Raw genomic sequence first — 20,135 nt, 5'->3', positions numbered from 1 at the left:
GGGCAAGGGCGTGACCTGGGAGGAATTGTTCTTCGATCTTGCCTTCGTCTTCGCCCTTACCCAGTTCTCCCAGCTGCTGCATGAGGACCACAGCTGGGTTGGCATTGGCCGTACATTCATCCTCTTCGTTCCGGTCTACTGGGCCTGGGGCGGCGTGACGCTCTATACCAACCAGCGCGACGTCAAGGCGCTTCTGGACCGCGCCGGCATCCTCACGCTCGGGCTAAGTGGTCTTCTGATGGCCCTGACGATTCCGCGGGCGTACAACGACAACGGGCTGCTCTTCATCGCCGCGTACCTCGCTGGCCGAGCGTTGCTGGCCGGGCTCGCTCTGCGCCATGTCCCGTTTGGGCGGGCTCTCTTCGTCGGCCCCTACGGATTCTTCGTCATCACCGGACCGCTGCTGGTGGCGGGTGCCCTCACACAGGGCGCCGCCCGGGTCGTCCTCTGGGCCGTCGCCGCCATGATCGACCTGCTGAGCCCGTGGGTGGCGGCTCACCTCGCGGTTCAGGGCCGGGCTCAGCCGGCGCACTACACACATCGCTACGGACTATTGATCATCCTCGTGTTCGGGGAGTCCGTGATCCAGGTCGGGGCGGTGGCCGTCGACGACAAACTGACCGTCAGTCGACTGGCCGCCGTCATGGCGGCCTACGCCCTGGTCAGCGTCCTCTGGTGCGCATACTTCGGCTACGGTCTGTCGGACTTTCGGCGCGCTCTGGAAGTGGCCACGGACCAGCCCTCGCTGCGCCGCGCGATCCTCGTCTACAGCCACCTGTTCTTCAGTTTCGGGATCATCACCATCGCCGTCGGTCTGGGGGATATGGTGCCCGCCCCGCTCGAACCCTTGCCTCCCCGCGAGGCGATGCTCCTCTTCGGCGGCTGCGCACTGTTCCTGCTCACCTTTGCCTACGTCTACTGGCGAATCCACCGAATGATCGCCTGGCGTCGGATCGGCGCGGGCACGGCCTGCCTACTGATGGCGCCGCTGGCCACGCTGGTGCCAGCCCTCGCCATGGTGGTCTCCCTGGTCTCGGTGGTCGTCGTGATGATTGTGGCGGAGGAGTTGGCCATGCGGCGCCAGGGCGGCGAACCGGACCACGCGATGTTCGAGATCGGGCCCAGGGACCCGATAGACCGGGGGCCCTCCACGGAGTCCGATGCCTGAGCGCCAGCACGTGGTCTCGTCGAAGGCACCAACGCAAGGTCATGTTTCTGAAGTGTCGGATGCACAGCCGTGCCCGGTTCGCGCTGCTGCGACAGCGGATCATTCCTGTGTAGGCTCACCAGTCGCGATCACCGTTTCGCGCCCAGAGTTGCTAGATCCACAGACCTGGGTGACGACTGTCACGGTCACCGAGGTGGACCTTAACACTACTGTGAACCTTTAGCGTTGGCTCAGTAAGTGATAGCGAACTGAGTAGCGCAAGGAGATTGACATGATCAATGCCTTGACAGGACGGACTGCGCTCGTGACCGGAGGGTCACGGGGTATCGGTGCTGGGATTGCCCGTGAATTGGCACGCCAGGGTGCAAGTGTTGTCATCACTTACCGAAATTCGCGCCAGCGCGCGGAAGAGGTTGTCGCCGAACTGGCCGATCTTGGGGCGAAGGCGTTTGCTGTGCAGGCGGACCAGTCCATTCCCCACGAGGCTTCTATCGCTGTCGAGCGGGCTGCCGAGTTCCTGGATAGCCGGATCGACGTGTTGGTGAACTCTGCTGGAGTCGCCGTCATGGGCACCGTCGATCAGGACGACCCGGAGTTCCTCGAAGGAGTGCAGCAGATGATGGCCACAAATGTGCTGGGGACCATCGTCACAACCCATGCCGCAGCACGATATCTGCCGGATGGTGGGCGCGTCATCCTGGTGGGAAGCATCGTCTCCCACCGTATTCCTAGCCCCGGCGTTGCCGAATATGCAGCAAGTAAGGCGGCGATTGATCGACTCGGTCGAGGGTGGGCGCGCGACTTTGGCCCACGCGGCATCACCGTCAACGTTGTACAGCCCGGGGCGATCGACACGGACATGAACCCCGTGGACGGGCCGAACGGTGCCGCCCAGGTGGCCATGACGCCCCTCGGGCGCTTCGGCGCCACCAGCGATATCGCTAAGGCGGTCTCCTTCTTTGCCAGCGAAGACGCCGCCTTTATCACGGGCTCGCTGTTGACCGTTGACGGCGGATTCAGCATCTGAGTCAGTAGCGGTACCCGCAACGCACGAGGCTCCGGTACCAGACGACGGCATCGGAGCCTTGCCGTTGCTGGTCCGGCCCTGCCAACCCCTCCAGCCCGCCTCTGTCTGATCGGTGACGTTGGATTCACTCTCGCGAATAGTGTTTCCCGGCCGATGATCTGGCAGACGGAAAACATCTCATTGTCAACCACCAGTTGAAGGAGACAATTCGATGCCTACCGAAGAGCAGATGCGCGCAGCGATGCAGAAGTACCTCGACGCTCTCAACACTCATGACGTCGATGCGGCTCTCGCTGTTCGCGGAGGGCAGCACGCTGCAGGACCCCGTGGGCACCGGCGTCGCAGACGCCCACGAGCGCCTGCCCCAGATGTTCAAGCAAGTGCCCGACGGCGCCACGTTCACTCTGGACACCCCGATTCGCACGTCCTACGGCTCCGCGGCGGCGATGGCCTTCACCGTTCGGATGGTTTACGACGGCCAGTCCATCTGGCCTGGATGCGCGACGGACCCACCGTCATACCGCGCTTGGAGGTGGATGGTTGTTCCGGCGACGAGGGTGACGAGAACGTCCTGGTTGCGTTTCCCGCTGGAGAGGGCGACGGGACCTATGAGACCCGGGTCGGCCGCACGCGGAGCGGAGAGATCACCTGTTTCGTGACCGACTTCCTCTTACACGACGCATAGGCCCCTTCCGGGACCGAGCGCCGGCTGGATGTGCCACGTGTGCGGTGCTGAGACCTCGACCACGGAGACGATGCGGCAACGGAGCCCTGCCCCGCATCGGTAGAAATTGCCTATTCGGGCCGGGGTAGGCTGGCCGGCGTCCGATCCGCCGCTACCTCTCGGGCTTCACATACGGACGGGGTCAACGCGGACGCGGTGACGGGCGAGTTCGGACGCCGCCTATTGCCTGAGCGGCCTCGAGGTCCGGATCCGGTCCCGTCAACCCAGTCGATCCAGCTTCTCGCGAGCGGCAGTGTCGGGCCGAGGCGTGAGGACCACGAGGCGCAGGTCGCTGTTCTGGGTGGTCAAAACGTTGGCGTCCAGCGGGATGGCCCCCACGTCCGGGTGTACGGCGGTCTTGTGCGCGCTCTCGTGATGGGCCACCGCGCGGAGGGCCCAGAGGTGGCAGAACCTGTCGTTTCCGGCCATCCGCGAGATCAGTGCCGCCACGTCGGGATCGTTCGGATAGCGGGCGCTGGTCGCGCGCAGGTCGGCCACCAACGACTGCTCGAAGTAGGCGCGCTCGGTGTCGGTCTGGCGGACTCGGGGGTTTCGGGATTCGAACTGGACGATCAAGGCGTTGCGCTCATCGGCGGTGGCGCCGGCGGGGTCGCCGAAGACGGCTGCGAACAGCCGGTTCCAGTGCAGCAGCCGCCACACGGCGTCGTAGACAGCCACCGGGGTGTCGTCGAGGTGGTCGATGACGCGGTGCAGGCTGGTGGGGATCAGGTGGGGTATCCGGTCCGGGGCCGCGGCGAAGCCGGCAAGGCGCATCAGGTGCGCCTCCTCGTCGTCGGAGAGTCGTAGCGCGCGGGCCAGGGAGGTGCACACCTGCGCCGATGGTGTGGCGGCCCGGCCCTGTTCGAGGCGTGCCACGTATTCGGGGGAGATGCCGGCCAGTGCTGCCAGCTCACCGCGCCGTAGCCCGGCGACGCGGCGAGGTGATGCGCTCGTGAGGCCGACCGCGGCCGGATCCAAACGATCCCGCCAGGCCCGCAGCGCGGCTCCGAGGTCATTCATGAACCCCATGATCCGCCATCGCTGGGTGGTACCAGTGGTACGCGGAAGATCTGTGTCTTCCACAGTGGTGGCTCGGCCCTTCAGGATGGGGATCATGAGCAGAGTGACCAGGATGAATCACATCGGAGTGCCGGTCAGCGATTTGGCGCGGTCGGTGAGGTGGTACGAGGACGTCCTCGGCATCGCGCCGAACGGCGTGACGATCGCGGCGACGAACCCGGCGATCGGTGCGGTTGTCGAGGTCGAGAAAGCGTCGATGCGGGCATCGTTCGCGCTGGCCGGTGACAACGTCCTTCTGGAACTCATCCAGTACGACAGCCCGCAGCCGAGGCCCTTCACCGGGCGCAACTGTGACGTTGGGGTGATGCACCTGTGTTTTGAGGTCGACGACCTCGACGCGGCGCACCGCGACCTGGTGGAGCGGGGCGTGCACGTCAACGCCGATCCGGTCGTGCTCCAGGACGGCGATGGCGTCGAAGCGGGGGCGCTGGCCGGGACGAAGATCCTCTACCTACGTGACCCCGACGGCATCCAGCTGGAACTGTTCGAGTTGCCCTCGTAGGAGCGCCGACTCCGGACCCGGCGGCCGCCCCCCGGTGGGCTGTCGACCCGATCGGTGCACTGCTGTGGATACCATCGTTCGGGCCGTTACCGACACCGCCGTGGGCACCGCACCGACCCCCACCACCATTCGTCCGGCGACATGCAGAAGTTGATGACAGACAACACATCCGGATCTTTCGTCACTCGAGAGGCGGAGCTGGGCGAGATTGCCTCGGTGACGGCAGCCGCGGCGCGGGGCCGTGGTGGGGCGATGCTCGTTCTCGGTGACGCGGGGATCGGCAAGTCGACGCTCATCGGTGAGGCCGCTTCGCGGCTCGACGGATGGCAGGTGCTGCGGGCCGGTGGTGTCGAGTTCGAGAGCGAACTGCCCTACTCGGCCCTGCACCAGTTGTGCGCGCCCGTGCTCGACCACCGCGCTGGGCTCCCCGTACCGCAGCGGAGCGCGCTCGACGCGGTGTTCGGGCTGCACGCCGGGGTCACGCCGACCCCGATGCTTGTCGGGCTGGCCGTCCTCGGCCTGCTGAGTGCCGTAGGCCGGCGCAGGCCGCTGTTCTGCGCGGTCGACGACGTGCAGTGGATCGACGCCGGCTCGCGGCAGGTACTGGCCTTCGTCGCGGCACGCGTGGCGGTGGAGCCGGTCGCCATGGTGTTCGCTGCCCGCGACGCCGCCTCGGTGTCGGAGCTCGGTCGCCTACCCGCCCTCACTCTCACCGGGCTCTCCGATTCGGAAGCCCTCACCCTGCTGCGGTATCGGGCACCCTTCGGCCACGAGTCGGCGATCGTGCAACGGATCCTCGCCGAAGCAGCCGGCAACCCTCTTGCCCTGGTGGAGTTCGCCCGCGACGCCGGACCGTTCGGGCTACCCGGGGACGCCGGGCACCGCGCCGTGGAGCACCGGTTCGTGAGTCGGTTCCTGCGGCTGCCGGCACCCACGCGCTCGGTTCTGGCGCTGGCCGCGGCGGAGCCGACAGGTGACCTCGTTCTGCTGCGGCGTGCGATGGCGATCCAGGGGCTGGACGCCGTGGACCTGACCGCGGCCGAGGACAGCGGCCTGTTGGTGACCGGGCCCCGGGTGCACTTCCGGCATCCGTTGGCGCGTTCCGCGGTGTACCGGTCGACTGGCGCCGGGGCACGACGGCAGGCACACGCGGCGCTCGCCGCCGGTACCGACGTCGACGTCGATCCCGACCGTCGCGCCTGGCACCAGGCGAACGCGATCACCGGCCCGGATGAGGAGACTGCGGCCGAGCTGGAGCGTTCGGCCGGGCGGGCACAGCGCCGCGGTGGATTCGCGGCCGTGGCCGCGTTCCTCGAGCGCGCGGCTCGACTGACACCCGGCCGGTCGCGGCAGGCCCGCCGGTTGTTGGCCGCGGCCCGGGCGCGGTTGGGTTCGGGGGCGCCTTCTGCCGCCCGGGAGTTGGTGGACGAGGCCGAGCGTCTCCAGCCGGACCCCGTCGACCGCCGGGCCGCGCGACTGCTGCGCGCGACGATCGACTATCACGTGGCGCGCAGTATTCCGGCGACGATCGCGCTCATCGAGGCGGCCGACGGCGTGGGACCCGACGAGGTCCGCGAGACCTACCTGGAGGCGTTCGCATCGCTCATGTTCAGCGTCGACGAGCCGGGGAGGTTGCGGCGGCTCGCCCTGCACATCCGGGAACGGGTGCCCCAGAGTCAGCCGCCACGCCCGGTCGACCTGCTCCTGCAGGCGTTGGTCGAGCAGAACCTCCGCCCGGTGGACGAGGCGATGCCCCTGATGCGCCGCACGGTCGACGCCTTCCGGGACCACGCCCGCACGTCCGAGGCGGATCCGTGGTGGATGGAACGCGCCTGCGTGCTGAGCGTCGACCTCGGTGACAGCGACGCCATGGAGGAGATCGCCGACCGTCAGGTGGATCTCGCCCGGGCACAGGGCGCCTACGCGATCCTTCCCCATGCGTTGCGCTTCCAGGCGGCAGCCCGGACGATCGTGGGCCGCTTCGCCGACGCACGGGTCTGCATCATCGAGGCGCGTGCGGTCGACGAGGCCGCCGGGACGTCCAACCTCGTCGGGTCCGACCTGATGCTTGCCGCATGGAGCGGGGACGTCGACCGGTACCGCGAGATCCGGGAGAAGCTGCGCGGCTGGGTGGGGGTGAATTTCACCGCGGTGCACTACGCGGAGAGCGTGCTGTGCAACGGCAGCGGCGATCATCAGGCCGCGCTCGACGCGTTGCTGCTCGTGCGGGACCAGCACCGGCGCGGCGCGTACGCCGTCACCGCCTTCCACCACGAGCTGGTCGAGGCAGCCGCGTACCTCGGACGTCCCGAAGAAGCCAAGGAATCGGCTGACTGGATCGGGGATGTCGCACGGATCAACCCGAACGCGTGGACGACGGGCGCGCATCTGCTGGCGTGTGCGCTGCTCGACCCGGGGCTCGGCGCGCAGGACCACTATCGTGCCGCGATCAGCCGGTTCGCCGGGAGCAGGATGCGGGTCCACTACGCACGTGCCCGACTGCTCTACGGACAGTGGCTGCGACGGGTCGGCCGTCGCGCCGAGGCGCGGGTGGAACTGCGCGCCGCGCACGAACTGCTCTCCACCATCGGCGCGCGCGGGTTCGCCGGCCGCGCCGCCCGCGAACTGGAAGCCATCGGCGAGCCGACCCTGACCGACGACGCCGATCCGCTCGCGGGGCTGACCGCACGGGAACTACTCGTCGCCCGCAAGGTCGCCTCCGGCGCAGGCACCAAGGAGGTCGCCGCGCTGCTGTTCGTCAGCCCGCGAACGATCGACGCCCACCTGCGCAACCTCTACCGCAAACTGGGCATCACCTCACGCCGGCAGCTACGAGAACTCCTCCGCTGACGGAGCCGGGCCGACCGAGCGACGAAAGGACCCCGCCGGTACGAGACCGGCGGGGCACTTGGGTCACGTCAGCGCCGGGCCCGATCACACTCCCGTTCGGCACGCGTCTTCAGCTCCGTCAGCCACGTCTCCAGGCCCGCCCCGAGAGCCGCGGTGGAGAAATCGACGTTCTGCTCCACCTGGCCACCGCGCCACGTCTCCTCGGTACGCACGAGAACCCGGCCGCCGATCTCGGTGAACGTCCACACGTGCACCCCCTCGTCGATGCGCAGCCCCGTACCGACCGCCGGGCCGTTCCACCGAAGGCACCTCTGGTGCTGAAGCTGCCGAACGGTGGACGTGACGACGAGCGTCGTAGCGGGATTCAGCGCGGTCTCGCGGACCGGCGTCGTCCACCGGAACGACGAACCGGGACGCAGTGGGCCACGATCGAGCCGCTTGCTGGACAAAACGGGCTTTTGCCACGACGGCCAGCGTTCCACGTCAGTCTGCAACTTCCAGACGGTCCGTAGCGGAGCGTCGATCGTCGTCTCCGTCCGATAGCGAATCTTCGCCGCGGTGTCGACAGTCCTTCCCGCACATCGCGCCGTCGCGTGGTCGGCACCGACATCGCGCCTGACCTCGGCCCGAGCCGGCGCACCCGCGGTGCCCACGAGGCCGGCCACGACCACTGCCGTCGCGACGGCAAATACTCGATTCTTCACGAGGCGGTCACCGCCTCGGCGGTGTCCTTGAGTCGTTCCAGCCACATGGCGAGGGTCGTGTCGAGGCCCTCCTGGAACGGCCCAGGGTCGGCATCGACAGGCGGGCCGGCGAAGGACTCCTCGGTCGACACCTCCACACCGTCGCCGGCCGGAGTGAGCGCCCATACGTGGACGCCGAGGACGCCGTCCGGTCCGCCACCGTAACCCCGCCACACGAGGCGTTCCCGCGGCCGTACCTGAACGATCGTCGATTCGATCTCCATGCCCGCGGCCGACCAGCGGAACACGGAGCCCGGCGCGAGCGGGCCGGGTGTCTCCACGCGTGCGTACGGGATTTCTGGCAGCCAGGTCGTCCATGCGTCGATGTCCGTGAGGATCCGCCACACGGCGTCCGCCGACGCGGTCACCGTGACGCTGTGGCGGCTGACCACCGGGGCCGACACGTCAATACCGGCCTCGTCGGTGTCCGTAATGTTCTCCATCGTGAAGCCTCTCTGCGGTCACTGACCATCGGATCGCCGGGCATGAGAGTGAGCCGCTAGATCCACACCCGGCAGATGCGATCGTGCCAAGACGGCAACCGCTACACATCGGCAAGAACTACCTAGTTCGCGGTACGTGGGCCGGCCACGGTGAAGATCCCTACCTCCGTGCCTGTTACCGGCCTCAGCCCGACAGGTCTTCGGCGAGGCGCAGCGGTGCTGCCCGGGATCATCTCGGGACTCCTTGCCGTGCTGATGCTCGGCTTCGGCATGAATCACACGTGGCCGTGGCCATCGGCAACGCTGTCTTCGACGCCATCGGGCGGCGCCTGCGCGACCAGGCCTTCGATCAGGACAGGCTGCCGTGAACGACGGGAGTCGAGACGGGCCGGTCCGGGCCCGCGCGGGTCACCGGTTGTCGTCCGGTCCCAGCGCGGCGCGCCGCCAGGTGTACCACCCGCGCGGCACAGCACGTGGGCGACGATCGTGGTCAGCGAGACGAACCCGTCAGCGATGAGCGTCCGGTCCGCGTTGGGCACGTCGATGACGAAAGCGGCCTGAACGGTGACCGCGATCTTGTGGAAGAGAAGGAGCTCCCACACTCCGCGCTGCTTCGTGACCGGGCCCTCGGCGGTGCGGATGCGGCTGGCCCGTCGGACGGTCGAGGTGGTCGCTCCAGTGGCGTGGGTGGTCGATGACACCGGTTTCCCGAAGGCCGGCAAAGGCTCGCCGGATGTGGCCAGGCAGTACTCGGGGACGTTGGGTAAGTTGGCGAACTGCCAGATCGGGGTGAGCGTTCACGCGGTACCGACACCGCGTCGTGCCCGCTGGATTGGCGGTTGTTCTTGCCGACGTCGTGGGACGACCAGGCTGTTGGGGATGCTGACCGCCCCGATGTGGTCGCCCGCCGGGCTCGGTGCGGGATACCCGGCGATGAGCATCAGCGGCCGACGTGGTCGCTGGTGGTGGAGATGGTCGATGGTCTGGCCGGGCAGGGACTACGCCCGCCGTTGTTGGCCGCCGACGCGGCTACTGCGACAACAGCCAGTGCATCGATCGGCGGTCGAAGCACGTACGTCAGGCGATGATCGGCGGAAGCTGCCCATGGGGGACGCCGGCCGGGCCGCTCAGCTCCGCCAGGAGGGCGTCCACCGCGGGCCGCTGCGGCCTGCCGCCGAGGGCGCGGGTGACCGCGAAGATACGTCGTTCGCTGACCGGCTCGACCAGTGGCTCCACGTGCACGCCGGGTGGCACGTGGCGCAGCGCCAGCTCCGGCACCAGCGCAGCGCCCAGCCCGGCCGCGACGAGGTCCAGCGTGAGCGCGAAGTCGACGGCACGGTGCCGGATGTCCGGCTCGAAGCCCGCGAGCCGGCAAGCGTGCAACGTGGACCGCAGGCACGGTGTGTGTTCGGCGCTGGCGATCCATGGCAGGTCACGTAGCTCGCTCAGCCGTCCCGTGCGACGGCGCCATTCGACCGGGGTGATCAGGTGCATCGGGTCGGTGGTGACCGGATGCCGGTCCAGGTCGTCGACCAGCGGCACGGGCACGTGGTCGTACTCCTGCAGCACCACCACGTCGAGGGTGCCGGAGCGCAGGTCGAGGCGGCTCTGCTGGTCTTCGGCCTCGATCACCCGCACGTCCAGCTCTGGGTGCTTCGCCCGCGCGCGAGCGGCGGCGGGTGCCACTAGCGCGCCCGCCGCCGACGCGAACGCGCCGACCCGCACCGTGCCGCTGACCCCGTGGCGGAGCGCGGCGAGCCCGGCCACCGCCTGCTCCACCGCGTCCAGCACGTCCTTCGCGTGGCTGGCCAGCACCTGGCCGGCCGGGGTGAGGACGATCCCGCGCCCGGCCCGCTCGACCAGCTCGTGCCCGGCCTCACGGGACAGCTGGACGAGCTGCTGTGAGACCGCCGACGGAGTCACGTGCAGCGCCGCGGCGGCGGCGGTGACGCTGCCGCGCAGCGCGACCTCGTGCAGCACGCGGAGCCGACGTGCGTCAAGATTCATGTAGCCACGCTACAGCGGCAGTGAAGAACATTGAACTGGTCCTTAAGCATTTCCTCGGGCAGCGTAGCCGCCGTGAAAACATCGCATCGCCTTCTCGCCGTGCTCGTCGCCGCCATTTGGGGCGTCAACTTCGTCGTCATCGAGCTGGGCCTGCGCGACCTGCCGCCGCTCGAGCTGACCGCGCTGCGCTTCGTCGCGGCGGCGGTGCCGCTGGTCTTCCTGGTGCCGCGCCCCAGCGCCCGGCTCCGTTACGTGATCGCCTACGGGCTGGTGCTCGGCGTCCTGAAGTTCGGTGCACTGTTCACGGCGCTCGCCGCCGGCATGTCCGCCGGTCTGGCCTCGCTGGTGCTGCAGGCGCAGGCGCTGATGTCGGTGCTGCTGGCGGCGGTAGTGCTCGGCGAGCGGCCGGCGCGGGCGCAGGTGGCCGGCGTACTGGTCGGATCGGTCGGGATCGGGGTGCTGGCAGTCGGCAGCGGCGGCCACGCCACGGTGATCGGCTTCGCGCTGACGCTGTTCGCGGCGGCCAGCTGGGCCACGGCAAACCTGGTCATGCGGGCTAGCGGCGAGACGCGACCGCTCTCGCTGCTGGTCTGGTCGAGCCTGGTACCGCCGTTACCGTTGCTCGGCCTGGCCGGCGTGCTCGACGGCGGACAGGCGGTGCTGGATGCGACCACCGGCCTGTCGTGGCGCGGGCTGCTCGCCGTGGCGTACATCGCGTACGTGTCGACCCTAGTCGGCTTCGGGATCTGGAACCGGCTGATCGCCCAGTACTCGGTCGCACGGGTGGCCCCGTTCAGCCTCCTGGTGCCGGTCTTCGGGCTCAGCGCGGCGTGGCTGCTGCTGGATGAGCCCGTCGGCGTGACGGAGCTGGCCGCGGCCGCCATCGTCATCGCCGGGCTGGCGCTGGTAGTGCGGCGCTCCACAGCGGACCCCAACAACGCCACGGCTGCGAGCGAGGATCGCAACTCCTCCGTGGTGCGCCGCTCGTGCGGTGACGGCTCCGCTGCGCCCGGTTCCCCGGACGGGGCGAGCCGAGACGGCGTATCGGCGCCTGGCCGAGGTCGCCGACCAGTTTGAGCTGTCGGCCTTGCAGTCGAGGATGGTTGCCGCAGTGCTGGGCCGCGCGGTGCCCGAGGTCGTGCATATGCAGGGACCAAGCCCGACGTTCCTGCACTTGTGAGGGCACGTTCGGGATGAGACTAAGGGATGCCTCGTATCCCTGACGTCCGTCCGTTGAGGATGGTCGGGCAGGATGCCAGGGGTGCAGGTGATCACGGCAGCTCTCCCCGAGTGGATCCTTCCGATCATCGGGCTGTTGCCTGCCCGGTTCCGCAGGCTGGTCCGGCTGGCGGCTGGGCATGGTGGGATGATGCGGTACCTGGGTGAAGGAGTGGAAGGGCCGCTCGCGAAGGAAGACCGGCGGTCGGCATGGAAGCTCAACCCGGGTGTGCCGCTGCGAAAGCCGGACGAGGGCGACGTGACTCCTCGGGCGTTAGCAGGCGCCGGTACGGGACGGGGTCGTTGCGGAAATCGGCCTGCGCCGTCCAGTGCTGCACCTTTGCAGCGAACAGCCGGCGCTCATCGGCCATGGCAGTGCTTGGACCGCGTCGTACGGGGGCTCGGTGAAGGGGAGTTCGCACTCTCGGCAGCCGTGAGCATCATGCTGGCCACCACGTCACCGCTGGGAAGCCGGTCCGGATCGAGCCGCTCCACCTCGATGAGGATGGCGTCCACGACGTTGTAGCGGGGACGGATTCGCTTCGCGTCGGTGGTGTAGAGGTACCCATCGGCTTGGCGGCCACTGTTGGGCAGCCGGCCATACTCGCCCTGGAGTTCATCGTATCGCCTCGTCAGATGCTGGCGTGATGCCCAGTGCAACGTTGTGGGATCCACGCATACATCCTCTCCGGTCAGTCCACGGCGCTTCACAGGTGCACGGATCTGCCGAGATCCGCGGCTCTGCAGCTGAACTGTTGGGCCTCGGTCGAGCCGTTTCGGGAGCCCGCTCACGATGAGCGGGCTCCCCGGCCGGATAGGCCTTGCCGAAGGCGCGAGGCCAACTTCGAGAGTCTGAATGCTTGGACTGTGCGGTGGATCCTGATCCTGCCCCGAGACCGACCGCGAACACCCCTTGTCTTCCTTTCAGCAGATCGGCGTAGGCCTCCTGCAAGTCAGCTGACGGGTCGACTCCGAGTTCCTCGGCGATCCGCCGCCTGACCTGCTCGTAGCGCTGCAGCGCCTCGGCCGGCCGGCCCAGCCGGTGCAAGGCCTTCAGGAGGCGCAGCCACAACGACTCACGCAGCGGATGTCGCGCGATCAACCCCTCGATTGCTAACAGCGACTCGTGGTACCGACCGTCTCGGAGATCGATATCTATGAGGCGTTCGACAGCCGCCAGGTGCCGCTCGAGCAACCGTGGATACTCGGTACGCGCCAACCACTCAGAGTCGACGCCCTGGAACGGCTCGCCCCGCCACAACCCCAATGCCTTGTCCAACAGTGCCCGCTCCATGGCCACATCCGGGGTGCGGGTCGACTCGGAAAGGACCCCTTCGAACCGCAACGCGTCCACCCGATCGGCGGGAACTTTCAGCGCGTACCCGGCGGGTTCGGTCCTGATGCGGTCCGGCCCCAGAATGGCACGCAACCTCGCCACATAGGTCTGCAAACTCCGCCGAGGATGAGCCGGAAGATCGCCATTCCATACGATGGCCGCCAGCTGCTCGACTGACACCGATCGTTCTGCCGACAACGCCAACCCGACCAGCAGGCACCGCAGACGATTCGTGGTCAGCGGCACCGACCTACCGTCGACATCAAGCAACAGCGGCCCCAGAACACCCACCGTCAGCGCGGCCACAGACGCTCCTCAAAGGCCCGCCGGTCGCCGGCCATCGTGGCTATGACGGATCCGAGAGACTCTGTCCTGGGCCTGACCAGCGCGATCACCGTGACGGCACCCGCGACGGCGACGAACGCCAACGAGGTCGCCCACGGACCGACCAACCCCGCCCGCGGTGGTAAACCTGCATTTGTCATGCATCGATCCTCGTGGTGCACCAGCGCTCCAAGGCGTCTCCTGCTCGAACATGTCCGGATTCCTCGGCGGCTGTGCCGAAATCCTGGTGCGGACGCCTACCGGGACCTGTCTGTGTTCGTGGCGGTAGTGCGAGGGGCGTACCGGTTGAGCAACGTCCGTCGGGGCGTTTCGGTCGAGCCCAGGTGCCACTCGTCGAACAGGATTGCATGATCGACCTCGCTCCGACGTCGACCTGAGCAGCGGTGAAGCGCTTCTGAAGCGGATGTGAAGCCGGCTACCACGATTCTGGCTCGGCGAACGCGAGCGCGTCGGCGACACCGACACTCAGGAGTACTTCGCATGACTCGACAGCCCCAGCATGATCCCGGGCCTCCAGGCGAAGCGACCCTTGCCCGGGATAGCGGTACGAGGCGGCATGGGCCGACGGTCACCCGCATCGCCGCCGGCATAGCCCTCAGCGTTATGGCCGCGTGGGCGGTCGTCGGCACCGGAACAGGTGCGGCCGTGAATGCACCAACCTCTGGCGGTCGACCAGTGGCCGCCACGGATGACGAGCTGCTCCATCGGGCTTCGGAGCGGCTGATCGCCCGCTGCATGGCCCGGCACGGCTTCGTGTACGCCGAACAGCCGCCGCCTTCGTCGACGGGGCAGGACTTCCGCCACGTGCTCGACGATGTCGGTTGGGCCCGTGAGCACGGGTACGGCCCCCTGCTGGGCAGACCTGGCGCGTGGGACCAGGATGCCAACTCCGCCAACCTGGACAAGCTGTCGACTGAACGGCAGAGGGACTGGCAGCGAACGCTCCTGGGGTCCGGACGTCAGCTCACCGTGGACCTTCCCGACCTTGGCCGGATGTCCGCGCCCGACAACGGCTGCACCGCCGATGCGCGACTCACCCTCTACGGGGACCTTGCCGGCTGGTACCGGGCGCGGCGGATCGCTGACCACGTTGGCAGCTACGTCGCCAGCAAGGTGACTGGAGCCCCTGAATACCGAACCGGGCTCTCCGTCTGGGCCTCGTGTGTGCGCCAGCGTGGGTATGCCGCGTCCTCCCCGCGTGAACTGCGCGAATTCGTTGCTGCCGAGGCACCGGAGTCCGTCGGCGAGCAGGCCCGGGCGCGGGAGGTCGATGCGGCCGAGGCTGAGGCCGAGTGCGCGAATTCCAGCGGATTTTCCCAGACCATCGACGCTCTTGAGCGGAGGTATCGACCGGAGATCGAGAGGAGGTTCGCACGCGAGATCGACGCACTGAAGTCATTCGAGCGGGAAGCCGTTCCCCGGGCCAGGCAGACCCTGGCCATCGCCTAGCACCGCAGCACCATTCGACCGGAGAAGAGCTGAAAGGACACTTTAATGATCAAGGCTTTGAGGAACATCGTCATCGGGCTGCCCATCGTGGCGGCGGCCCTGGTGGCGGCCCCGACCAGCGCCAGCGCTGACCTGGGCGACTGCCCCCGAACCGCCTTCTGCGCCTGGGCCGAGGACGGGTTCACTGGCCCCTGGGCCTACTGGTATGGGAGCTACCCGAGGTGGGGCGACTATGGCATGCACGACGACGCCGACTCCGTCTTCAACAACGCCCCATCGAGTACGACCGTTCCCGACAACGTGTGGGTCTACTACGACGTCGACTACGTGAGCCCGTCTATCTGCGTTCACCCCGGTGAGACGTACGACGTCGGGATGAACGACAACGACTACGACTCCCACAAGTGGTTCCACTCGTGCTGACGGACGGACCGGCCCAGCGGCGGGGGTCGCACGCCCGGCCCGCATAGTTGCCCACGACGAACCCCGCCTGCTCGTGTCTCCGTCAGGAGCGCGGCAGGCGGGGTCTGACTTCGACGCCGACGATCTCGCCGTCACTCGCTGAACACACCAGGACGGACCGGCCGGGGAAGCGACCGGGAGAGCCCTTGCCGGCTTGTCACGAACGGACGACCTGCTCTCACGCACAGGCTGGCTCGTCCGCTTCTCCTACGGCACCCGCCGGTTCCCGATTGCAGGTGCACAACGCCTCGCCGCCGCCAGCATTGAGCACCACGGCGCCAGCGGTTTCGCCGTCGCAGGCTGCCCGTAGCGGACATGACTAACAGCACCGATCGCGTCGGAAGGCTCGGGCGACGTGCTCCACACTCCGAGCCGCTCGATTTCAGCCCCGGATCCCTGACAGTCGGTCTAGGAGAGGGTTTGTGATCTTCGGAAACGCCTCGAGACCTGCTCGGCCAGTACCCGCTGATGCTGCGTTTCCCGTACTTCGACATCTACCGCAAGTGGCTCGTCGAGCAGGTCGATCTCGTGCTCGCGATGCAGCTGTGACCGGAGGCCTTCACACCTGAGGAGGAAGCCGACAACTTCGCCTAGTACGAGCAGCTCACCGTCCGTGACTCGTCGCTGGCGGCGGCCGGGTCGTGCGGCTCAGCCGCGCAGGCAGAACGGGTGGCCGGCCGGGTCGCGCAGGACACGAAAGCGTTCCGGCGCCGGTTGTTGTCTTTCTCTGACGGCTCCGAGTTCGATCGCCCGCGCCTCGGCGTCATCGAGGTCATCGGGGCCGTCGACGGCCAGGTCGAAGTGGATCTGCTGCGATCGTTCGCCGGTGGGCCAGGTCGGTGGCCGGTAGTCGTCGACGCGAACCGCGCCGAGGTAGAGCGGACCCGCCTTGACCGCACAGAAGTCCGGGGTCTGGACCGTGACCTCACCGTCCAGCATCGCGGCCCAGAAGCGGGTCAGGTCGGCTGGGTCCGGGCACTCCAGGTTGATCGCAGCGATGTGAGCTACCGGCATGGGTCCTCCAAGGAGCGGGTTCGTCAGGGGCCGACAGTGACCTACCCTAGCACCCAAAACGACGCGTCACTCTCTTTTGGTTCAAGCCGTCCGAGAGGGAGGCCGGCCGGCATCACGGACGCCGGTCGAGCGTCCACGGGCCGGCGGAAGCCGGTCGGGTCACGCTCGTACTAGCCCTTGATGATCGCCATCAACGCGGTGGTGAAGGGTGCGGGATCCAGGTCGCCACGAATCGCCAGTTGCAGGCTGTAGCTGATGCTGAGGGCCACGAACGCTTCGGCGATCTGCCCGGCCTGCGGGCGCCGGGAGTCGGGCACCAGCTCGGCAATCGCGGCCCGCATCGCGGCGAGTTGTCTCTGCACAACGGCTGCCAGCAGTGGTGATACTGCGGCCTCGGCATAGATCTGGGCGACCAGCCGGGCATGATGGGTGTCACGGGCCCGGGCCCGGACATGGTCGAGGAAACCACCCACGGCCTCGGCGGTGAGCGCCCTCGGCAGCGCTTCGGTTCCCTGCTCGCAGACCGCGATGACGATCTCATCCTTACTCGTGAAGTACCGGTAGATCGCCCCGTTGGAGAGCCCGGACTCGGTCACGATGTCGGCCATCGACGTGTGGGCAAAGCCGTGACTGGCGAACCGAGCCCGGGCGGCATCCACGATCTGCTGGCGGCGTGCGTCGAGATGAGCTTGACTGACCTTAGGCATAAAAGAGTGAACCCTCGCTTTATTTGCTACTGTCGGAAGCCTACCTCACCGCACTGACCCTCAGGAGCCACCGTGCGCTACCAGACCTTCGGCCGTCTGAGCGGACTGCGTGTGTCGCAGTACGCGCTCGGGACGGCGAACTTCAGCACCTCGAACACCGGCGCCGGCCCCGAGGCCTCCCGCCAGATCTTCGAGGCCTTCGTCACCGCCGGCGGCACCACGTTCGACACCTCCAACCTGTATCAGGATGGACAGGCCGAAACTGTGCTCGGCGGGCTGCTCGGGCCTCAGCGGGACGACTTTGTGATCATCACCAAGTACAGCGGGACCAGGCAGGCCCAGCCCCGCCCGGGCACGACCGGCAACAGTCGCAAGATCATGGTCCGGTCTCTCGAAGCGAGTCTGCGCCGCCTGAACACCGACTACGTCGACGTCTTCATGCCGCATTTTCCCGACGGCCTCACCCCGATCGAGGAGATCCTGGCCGGGTTCGACGACCTGATCCGCTCCGGCAAAATCCTGCACGGCGCCCTGTCGAATTTCCCGGCCTGGCGGGTTGCCGGCGCCGCCGTCCGCGCCGACCTGCGCGGCCTTGCCCCTCTGGTCGGCATCCAGACGGAATACAGCCTGGCCGAACGATCCGCCGAGCGGGAGCTACTGCCGATGGCGCAGGCTCACGGTCTGGGCGTGGTCCTCTACTCCCCGCTGGCCGGCGGACTGCTCACTGGTAAGTATCGGCAGGGTGAACAAGGCCGGCTGACCGCCCGGGGCGACGCGATCGAGGGCAGTGCCCAGCGCACCGCCATCGTCGACGCCGTACTGACGATTGCCGAGGAACTCGGCGTCAGCGCGGTCCAGGTCTCCCTGGCCTGGCTGCGTAGCCGGGCCGCACTGGCCCCCACGGCCCTGATCCCGATCGTCGGCCCGCGCACCCTGACTCAACTGGAGGAGTACCTGAAGTCGCTGCAACTCGACCTCAGCGATCAGCACTATCGACACTTGGACGAGGTCAGCGCCATCCGGCCAGGAACCCCACACGAGGACGTCACCGCCGCGCTGGATCATGGTTTCGACGGTGACCGCACTCTGGTCGACCCTTCCCCCGTTCCCGTCATCTAGTGCCCTGACCACAAACGTTCGCCGGGTTGGTTAGGCGGCCTTGGCTGCGGGGTGGCCCGGGGTCGCGGTCAGGTCCGGCTGCGGCAGGAGGCGGCGGCAGCAGACGGACACGTCGCCTCGGAGGCGCGAAGCCAGTCAGAGCAAGGGTCACGTCCACTGCCGCCAACCATCAGCCCATCACGTACGGGCCAACCCGGCCAGCCTCACCGTCGGTCCAGGACGGCGTTTCCCGCCCCCTCGGCGGCTGTCACCTGCAGCAAGGCCAGCGGGACGTGGTGTTGGCCGGCATGGACGTCGCGGTCGTGCAGGCTGCCCTGTGCCACGGGGCGCGGGAACGAGATCTTGACAACGTTGAGCTCGGGGATCCGGTAGATCTGGACGGTGTCCGCCGCGACGCCGTAGAGACGCGCGATCACCGGCGCGTTCAGGAATTCGGGATCGCCGACGATGGCGTAGCCGGCCGCGTCGCGCAGGAACACCTCCATAGTGACCCAGAAGGGGCCGGCGTTCTTCGACCGGACCTCGAGTGCGAGGTCCGCAACGGTCTCAGTCATCGGTGTCCTCCGGAACGTTGATGCGAAACAGGCTGGTGGGGGAGTCGACGTCGACGACGTGGTTGAGGACGAACTCGTACGCCGCTCCGCGTTCGGTCTCGGCGGGCGAGGTCGCGAAGGCGAGGCTGGGGAGGTAGTCCATGTCGGGGGTCGGTAGATGCAGCATGAGCGGGTTGGCTATCTTCGCGATGGCGGTGGCGGTCTGCTGGTCGGCGGCGTTGACCAGGAGCATCACGCCGACCTCGCGGGGCGGTCCGGTGGCCGGGTCGATGGCATCCAGGACGGCGTTGTAGCCGTAGAGGCGGATGTCGAAGGCGTACTCGTCGGGGTTCAGTCCTAGCGCGTTGGTGACCCACTCACCGATCATCCGGCGCAACAGCGCGGCCCAGGTGGTGATCTGGCCGAGGATGTGGGGGTCGCGGATGGCGGTGAACGACATAGTCTCGTAGCCGGTGATGCGCGAGCCCTCGAGTTTGATGGTGTGCTGCGCGGCGGGTTCGAAGCGGGAGCCCTCCACGCGTACCCGTCGGTCGTCCAAGGCCCGGTAGGTGGCGTCGGCGACCACGATGGTGCCCGCCGGTTCCCGCATCGAGAAGGGGTCGACCGTCTCGTAGAGCATGTGCGCGGCGACCGAGGTGGTGGTGCAGGCGACGGCGGGGTCGAGCGGCTCGATGGTGAAGCCGGTGGCGTCGATGGTGGCGAGAACGCCACCGGCGCGCGGGTTCGTGGTGCACTGCCCGCCACATTCGACGATCTTGGCGGCGTGCCAGGTCGGGCCGGCCGGCATGCCGGCCATCAGCGGATAGGCGGCGGCGATGGCGGTGTCGGTGGCGCGTCCGGCCAGAACCACATCGGCGCCGGCGGCCAGCGCTTCGGCGATCGGCTCGTGGCCCATCATCGCGACGATGTGCTCGCAGCTCTCCAATGTTGCCAGGTCGAGGTCGCCGGCCGGCGGCAGCGGGTGCACCCGGCCCTGGTCGAGGTGTCCCTTGAGGTCGCCGGCCTGCTGCTCGCTGTAGATCGTCGCTACCCGCAGGTCAAGGTTCTCCTCGGCCAGGATCTGGCGGGTGATGCCGGCGACCCAGTCGACGCCGGAGTCGGTGCCGCTGGTGCCGCAGGAGCCGATGATCAGCGGGATGCGGGCGGTGGCTGCCGCACGCAGCAGCAGCCGCAGGTCTCTGGCCACGGCTGCGGCGGCGGTCTTGGCGATACCGGAACCGAGGTAATAGGGGCCGGAGTCGGTGGAGCCGCCGTCCACGGCGATGACGTCGGCGCCGAGGTCCAGGCCGCGAGTGACGGTCTCGGGCGGAAATCCGGCGCCGAGCATGCCGGTCGGCGCGAGGACGCGAACGGAGTGGCGGCGTGCGGTCATGGTGGTTCCTTCCAT

Annotated in this window: 18 protein-coding genes and 2 pseudogenes; 10 read left to right on the top strand and 10 right to left on the bottom strand. The window is 68.1% G+C overall.

Annotated elements, in window-relative coordinates; genetic code table 11:
- Nucleotides 1-10 precede the first annotated feature (10 nt).
- Both ABGB10_RS17380 and ABGB10_RS17375 read left to right on the top strand, forming a co-directional pair.
- Complete coding sequence (locus tag ABGB10_RS17380; RefSeq protein ID WP_347661879.1) at nucleotides 11-1,168, top strand: low temperature requirement protein A; 1,158 nt, start codon at nucleotides 11-13, stop codon at nucleotides 1,166-1,168.
- Nucleotides 1,169-1,439: 271 nt separating this feature from the next.
- Entirely contained in the window at nucleotides 1,440-2,195 is a 756-nt protein-coding gene (locus tag ABGB10_RS17375) for an SDR family oxidoreductase (RefSeq protein WP_347661878.1), read from the top strand.
- A 943-nt stretch (nucleotides 2,196-3,138) separates the two neighbouring features.
- Here the strand turns inward: ABGB10_RS17375 and ABGB10_RS17370 are convergent.
- A complete protein-coding gene (locus ABGB10_RS17370) occupies nucleotides 3,139-3,939 on the bottom strand; it encodes a helix-turn-helix transcriptional regulator (RefSeq protein ID WP_347661877.1) in 801 nt (266 codons plus the stop codon).
- Between the two features lie 112 nt (nucleotides 3,940-4,051).
- Here ABGB10_RS17370 and ABGB10_RS17365 point away from each other — a divergent pair, with 112 nt between their 5' ends.
- Both ABGB10_RS17365 and ABGB10_RS17360 read left to right on the top strand, forming a co-directional pair.
- On the top strand, nucleotides 4,052-4,501 hold the full coding sequence (locus ABGB10_RS17365; protein ID WP_347661876.1) for a VOC family protein: 450 nt from the start codon (nucleotides 4,052-4,054) through the stop codon (nucleotides 4,499-4,501).
- 141 nt (nucleotides 4,502-4,642) lie between these two features.
- The gene (locus tag ABGB10_RS17360) at nucleotides 4,643-7,351 is read left to right on the top strand and encodes an AAA family ATPase (protein ID WP_347661874.1); all 2,709 of its coding nucleotides are present in this window, start codon (nucleotides 4,643-4,645) and stop codon (nucleotides 7,349-7,351) included.
- Nucleotides 7,352-7,419: 68 nt separating this feature from the next.
- Here ABGB10_RS17360 and ABGB10_RS17355 read toward each other — a convergent pair whose 3' ends face one another.
- The 3 genes from ABGB10_RS17355 to ABGB10_RS17345 all read right to left on the bottom strand — a co-directional run bounded on the left by ABGB10_RS17355 (nucleotide 7,420) and on the right by ABGB10_RS17345 (nucleotide 9,259).
- Nucleotides 7,420-8,004 carry an SRPBCC family protein gene (locus tag ABGB10_RS17355; RefSeq protein WP_347661952.1) on the bottom strand — a complete coding sequence of 195 codons (585 nt, stop codon included), beginning with the start codon at nucleotides 8,002-8,004 and terminating at the stop codon, nucleotides 7,420-7,422.
- Between the two features lie 47 nt (nucleotides 8,005-8,051).
- Nucleotides 8,052-8,537 (bottom strand): SRPBCC family protein, encoded by a 486-nt coding sequence (locus ABGB10_RS17350; RefSeq protein ID WP_347661873.1) that lies wholly within the window; start codon nucleotides 8,535-8,537, stop codon nucleotides 8,052-8,054.
- 275 nt (nucleotides 8,538-8,812) lie between these two features.
- On the bottom strand, nucleotides 8,813-9,259 hold the full coding sequence (locus ABGB10_RS17345) for a hypothetical protein (protein WP_347661964.1): 447 nt from the start codon (nucleotides 9,257-9,259) through the stop codon (nucleotides 8,813-8,815).
- On the opposite strand from ABGB10_RS17345, the pseudogene ABGB10_RS17340 reads away from it, so the two are divergent.
- Nucleotides 9,177-9,625, top strand: a pseudogene (locus ABGB10_RS17340) (transposase). The gene ABGB10_RS17345 and the pseudogene ABGB10_RS17340 sit on opposite strands and share 83 nt — an antisense overlap.
- Here ABGB10_RS17340 and ABGB10_RS17335 read toward each other — a convergent pair.
- Complete coding sequence (locus ABGB10_RS17335; protein ID WP_347661872.1) at nucleotides 9,615-10,544, bottom strand: LysR family transcriptional regulator; 930 nt, start codon at nucleotides 10,542-10,544, stop codon at nucleotides 9,615-9,617. The pseudogene ABGB10_RS17340 and the gene ABGB10_RS17335 sit on opposite strands and share 11 nt — an antisense overlap.
- 72 nt (nucleotides 10,545-10,616) lie before the next feature.
- Between ABGB10_RS17335 and ABGB10_RS17330 the strand changes: the two genes are divergently transcribed.
- Both ABGB10_RS17330 and ABGB10_RS17325 read left to right on the top strand, forming a co-directional pair.
- Nucleotides 10,617-11,621 carry an EamA family transporter gene (locus ABGB10_RS17330; RefSeq protein WP_347661871.1) on the top strand — a complete coding sequence of 335 codons (1,005 nt, stop codon included), beginning with the start codon at nucleotides 10,617-10,619 and terminating at the stop codon, nucleotides 11,619-11,621.
- Between the two features lie 184 nt (nucleotides 11,622-11,805).
- Nucleotides 11,806-11,910: pseudogene (locus tag ABGB10_RS17325) on the top strand (IS5/IS1182 family transposase); the annotation flags it as partial.
- Nucleotides 11,911-12,378: 468 nt separating this feature from the next.
- Here the strand turns inward: ABGB10_RS17325 and ABGB10_RS17320 are convergent.
- Entirely contained in the window at nucleotides 12,379-13,404 is a 1,026-nt protein-coding gene (locus ABGB10_RS17320) for a BTAD domain-containing putative transcriptional regulator (protein WP_347661870.1), read from the bottom strand.
- A 714-nt stretch (nucleotides 13,405-14,118) separates the two neighbouring features.
- On the opposite strand from ABGB10_RS17320, the gene ABGB10_RS17315 reads away from it, so the two are divergent.
- Together ABGB10_RS17315 and ABGB10_RS17310 are read left to right on the top strand one after the other, a co-directional pair.
- On the top strand, nucleotides 14,119-14,892 hold the full coding sequence (locus ABGB10_RS17315; RefSeq protein ID WP_347661869.1) for a hypothetical protein: 774 nt from the start codon (nucleotides 14,119-14,121) through the stop codon (nucleotides 14,890-14,892).
- 45 nt (nucleotides 14,893-14,937) lie between these two features.
- A complete protein-coding gene (locus ABGB10_RS17310; RefSeq protein ID WP_347661868.1) occupies nucleotides 14,938-15,315 on the top strand; it encodes a peptidase inhibitor family I36 protein in 378 nt (125 codons plus the stop codon).
- A 687-nt stretch (nucleotides 15,316-16,002) separates the two neighbouring features.
- Here the strand turns inward: ABGB10_RS17310 and ABGB10_RS17305 are convergent.
- Nucleotides 16,003-16,368, bottom strand: a complete 366-nt coding sequence (locus ABGB10_RS17305; RefSeq protein ID WP_330438273.1) for a VOC family protein — start codon at nucleotides 16,366-16,368, stop codon at nucleotides 16,003-16,005.
- Nucleotides 16,369-16,538: 170 nt separating this feature from the next.
- On the bottom strand, nucleotides 16,539-17,075 hold the full coding sequence (locus ABGB10_RS17300) for a TetR/AcrR family transcriptional regulator (protein WP_347661867.1): 537 nt from the start codon (nucleotides 17,073-17,075) through the stop codon (nucleotides 16,539-16,541).
- A gap of 72 nt (nucleotides 17,076-17,147) precedes the next feature.
- Here ABGB10_RS17300 and ABGB10_RS17295 point away from each other — a divergent pair, with 72 nt between their 5' ends.
- Nucleotides 17,148-18,194, top strand: coding sequence for an aldo/keto reductase (locus ABGB10_RS17295; RefSeq protein WP_330438271.1), 1,047 nt, complete (start codon nucleotides 17,148-17,150; stop codon nucleotides 18,192-18,194).
- Between the two features lie 203 nt (nucleotides 18,195-18,397).
- Here the strand turns inward: ABGB10_RS17295 and ABGB10_RS17290 are convergent, their stop codons facing one another.
- Nucleotides 18,398-18,748 (bottom strand): DUF4387 domain-containing protein, encoded by a 351-nt coding sequence (locus ABGB10_RS17290; RefSeq protein WP_347661866.1) that lies wholly within the window; start codon nucleotides 18,746-18,748, stop codon nucleotides 18,398-18,400.
- Nucleotides 18,741-20,120 carry an acyclic terpene utilization AtuA family protein gene (locus ABGB10_RS17285; RefSeq protein WP_347661865.1) on the bottom strand — a complete coding sequence of 460 codons (1,380 nt, stop codon included), beginning with the start codon at nucleotides 20,118-20,120 and terminating at the stop codon, nucleotides 18,741-18,743. Before ABGB10_RS17285 ends, ABGB10_RS17290 begins: the two co-directional genes overlap by 8 nt.
- Nucleotides 20,121-20,135 lie beyond the last annotated feature (15 nt).

The organism is Micromonospora sp. B9E7 (assembly GCF_039871815.1).
GTDB lineage: Bacteria > Actinomycetota > Actinomycetes > Mycobacteriales > Micromonosporaceae > Micromonospora.
The sequence above is the reverse complement of the archived record's forward strand: the minus strand, read 5'-3'. Positions and strand labels throughout refer to the sequence as shown.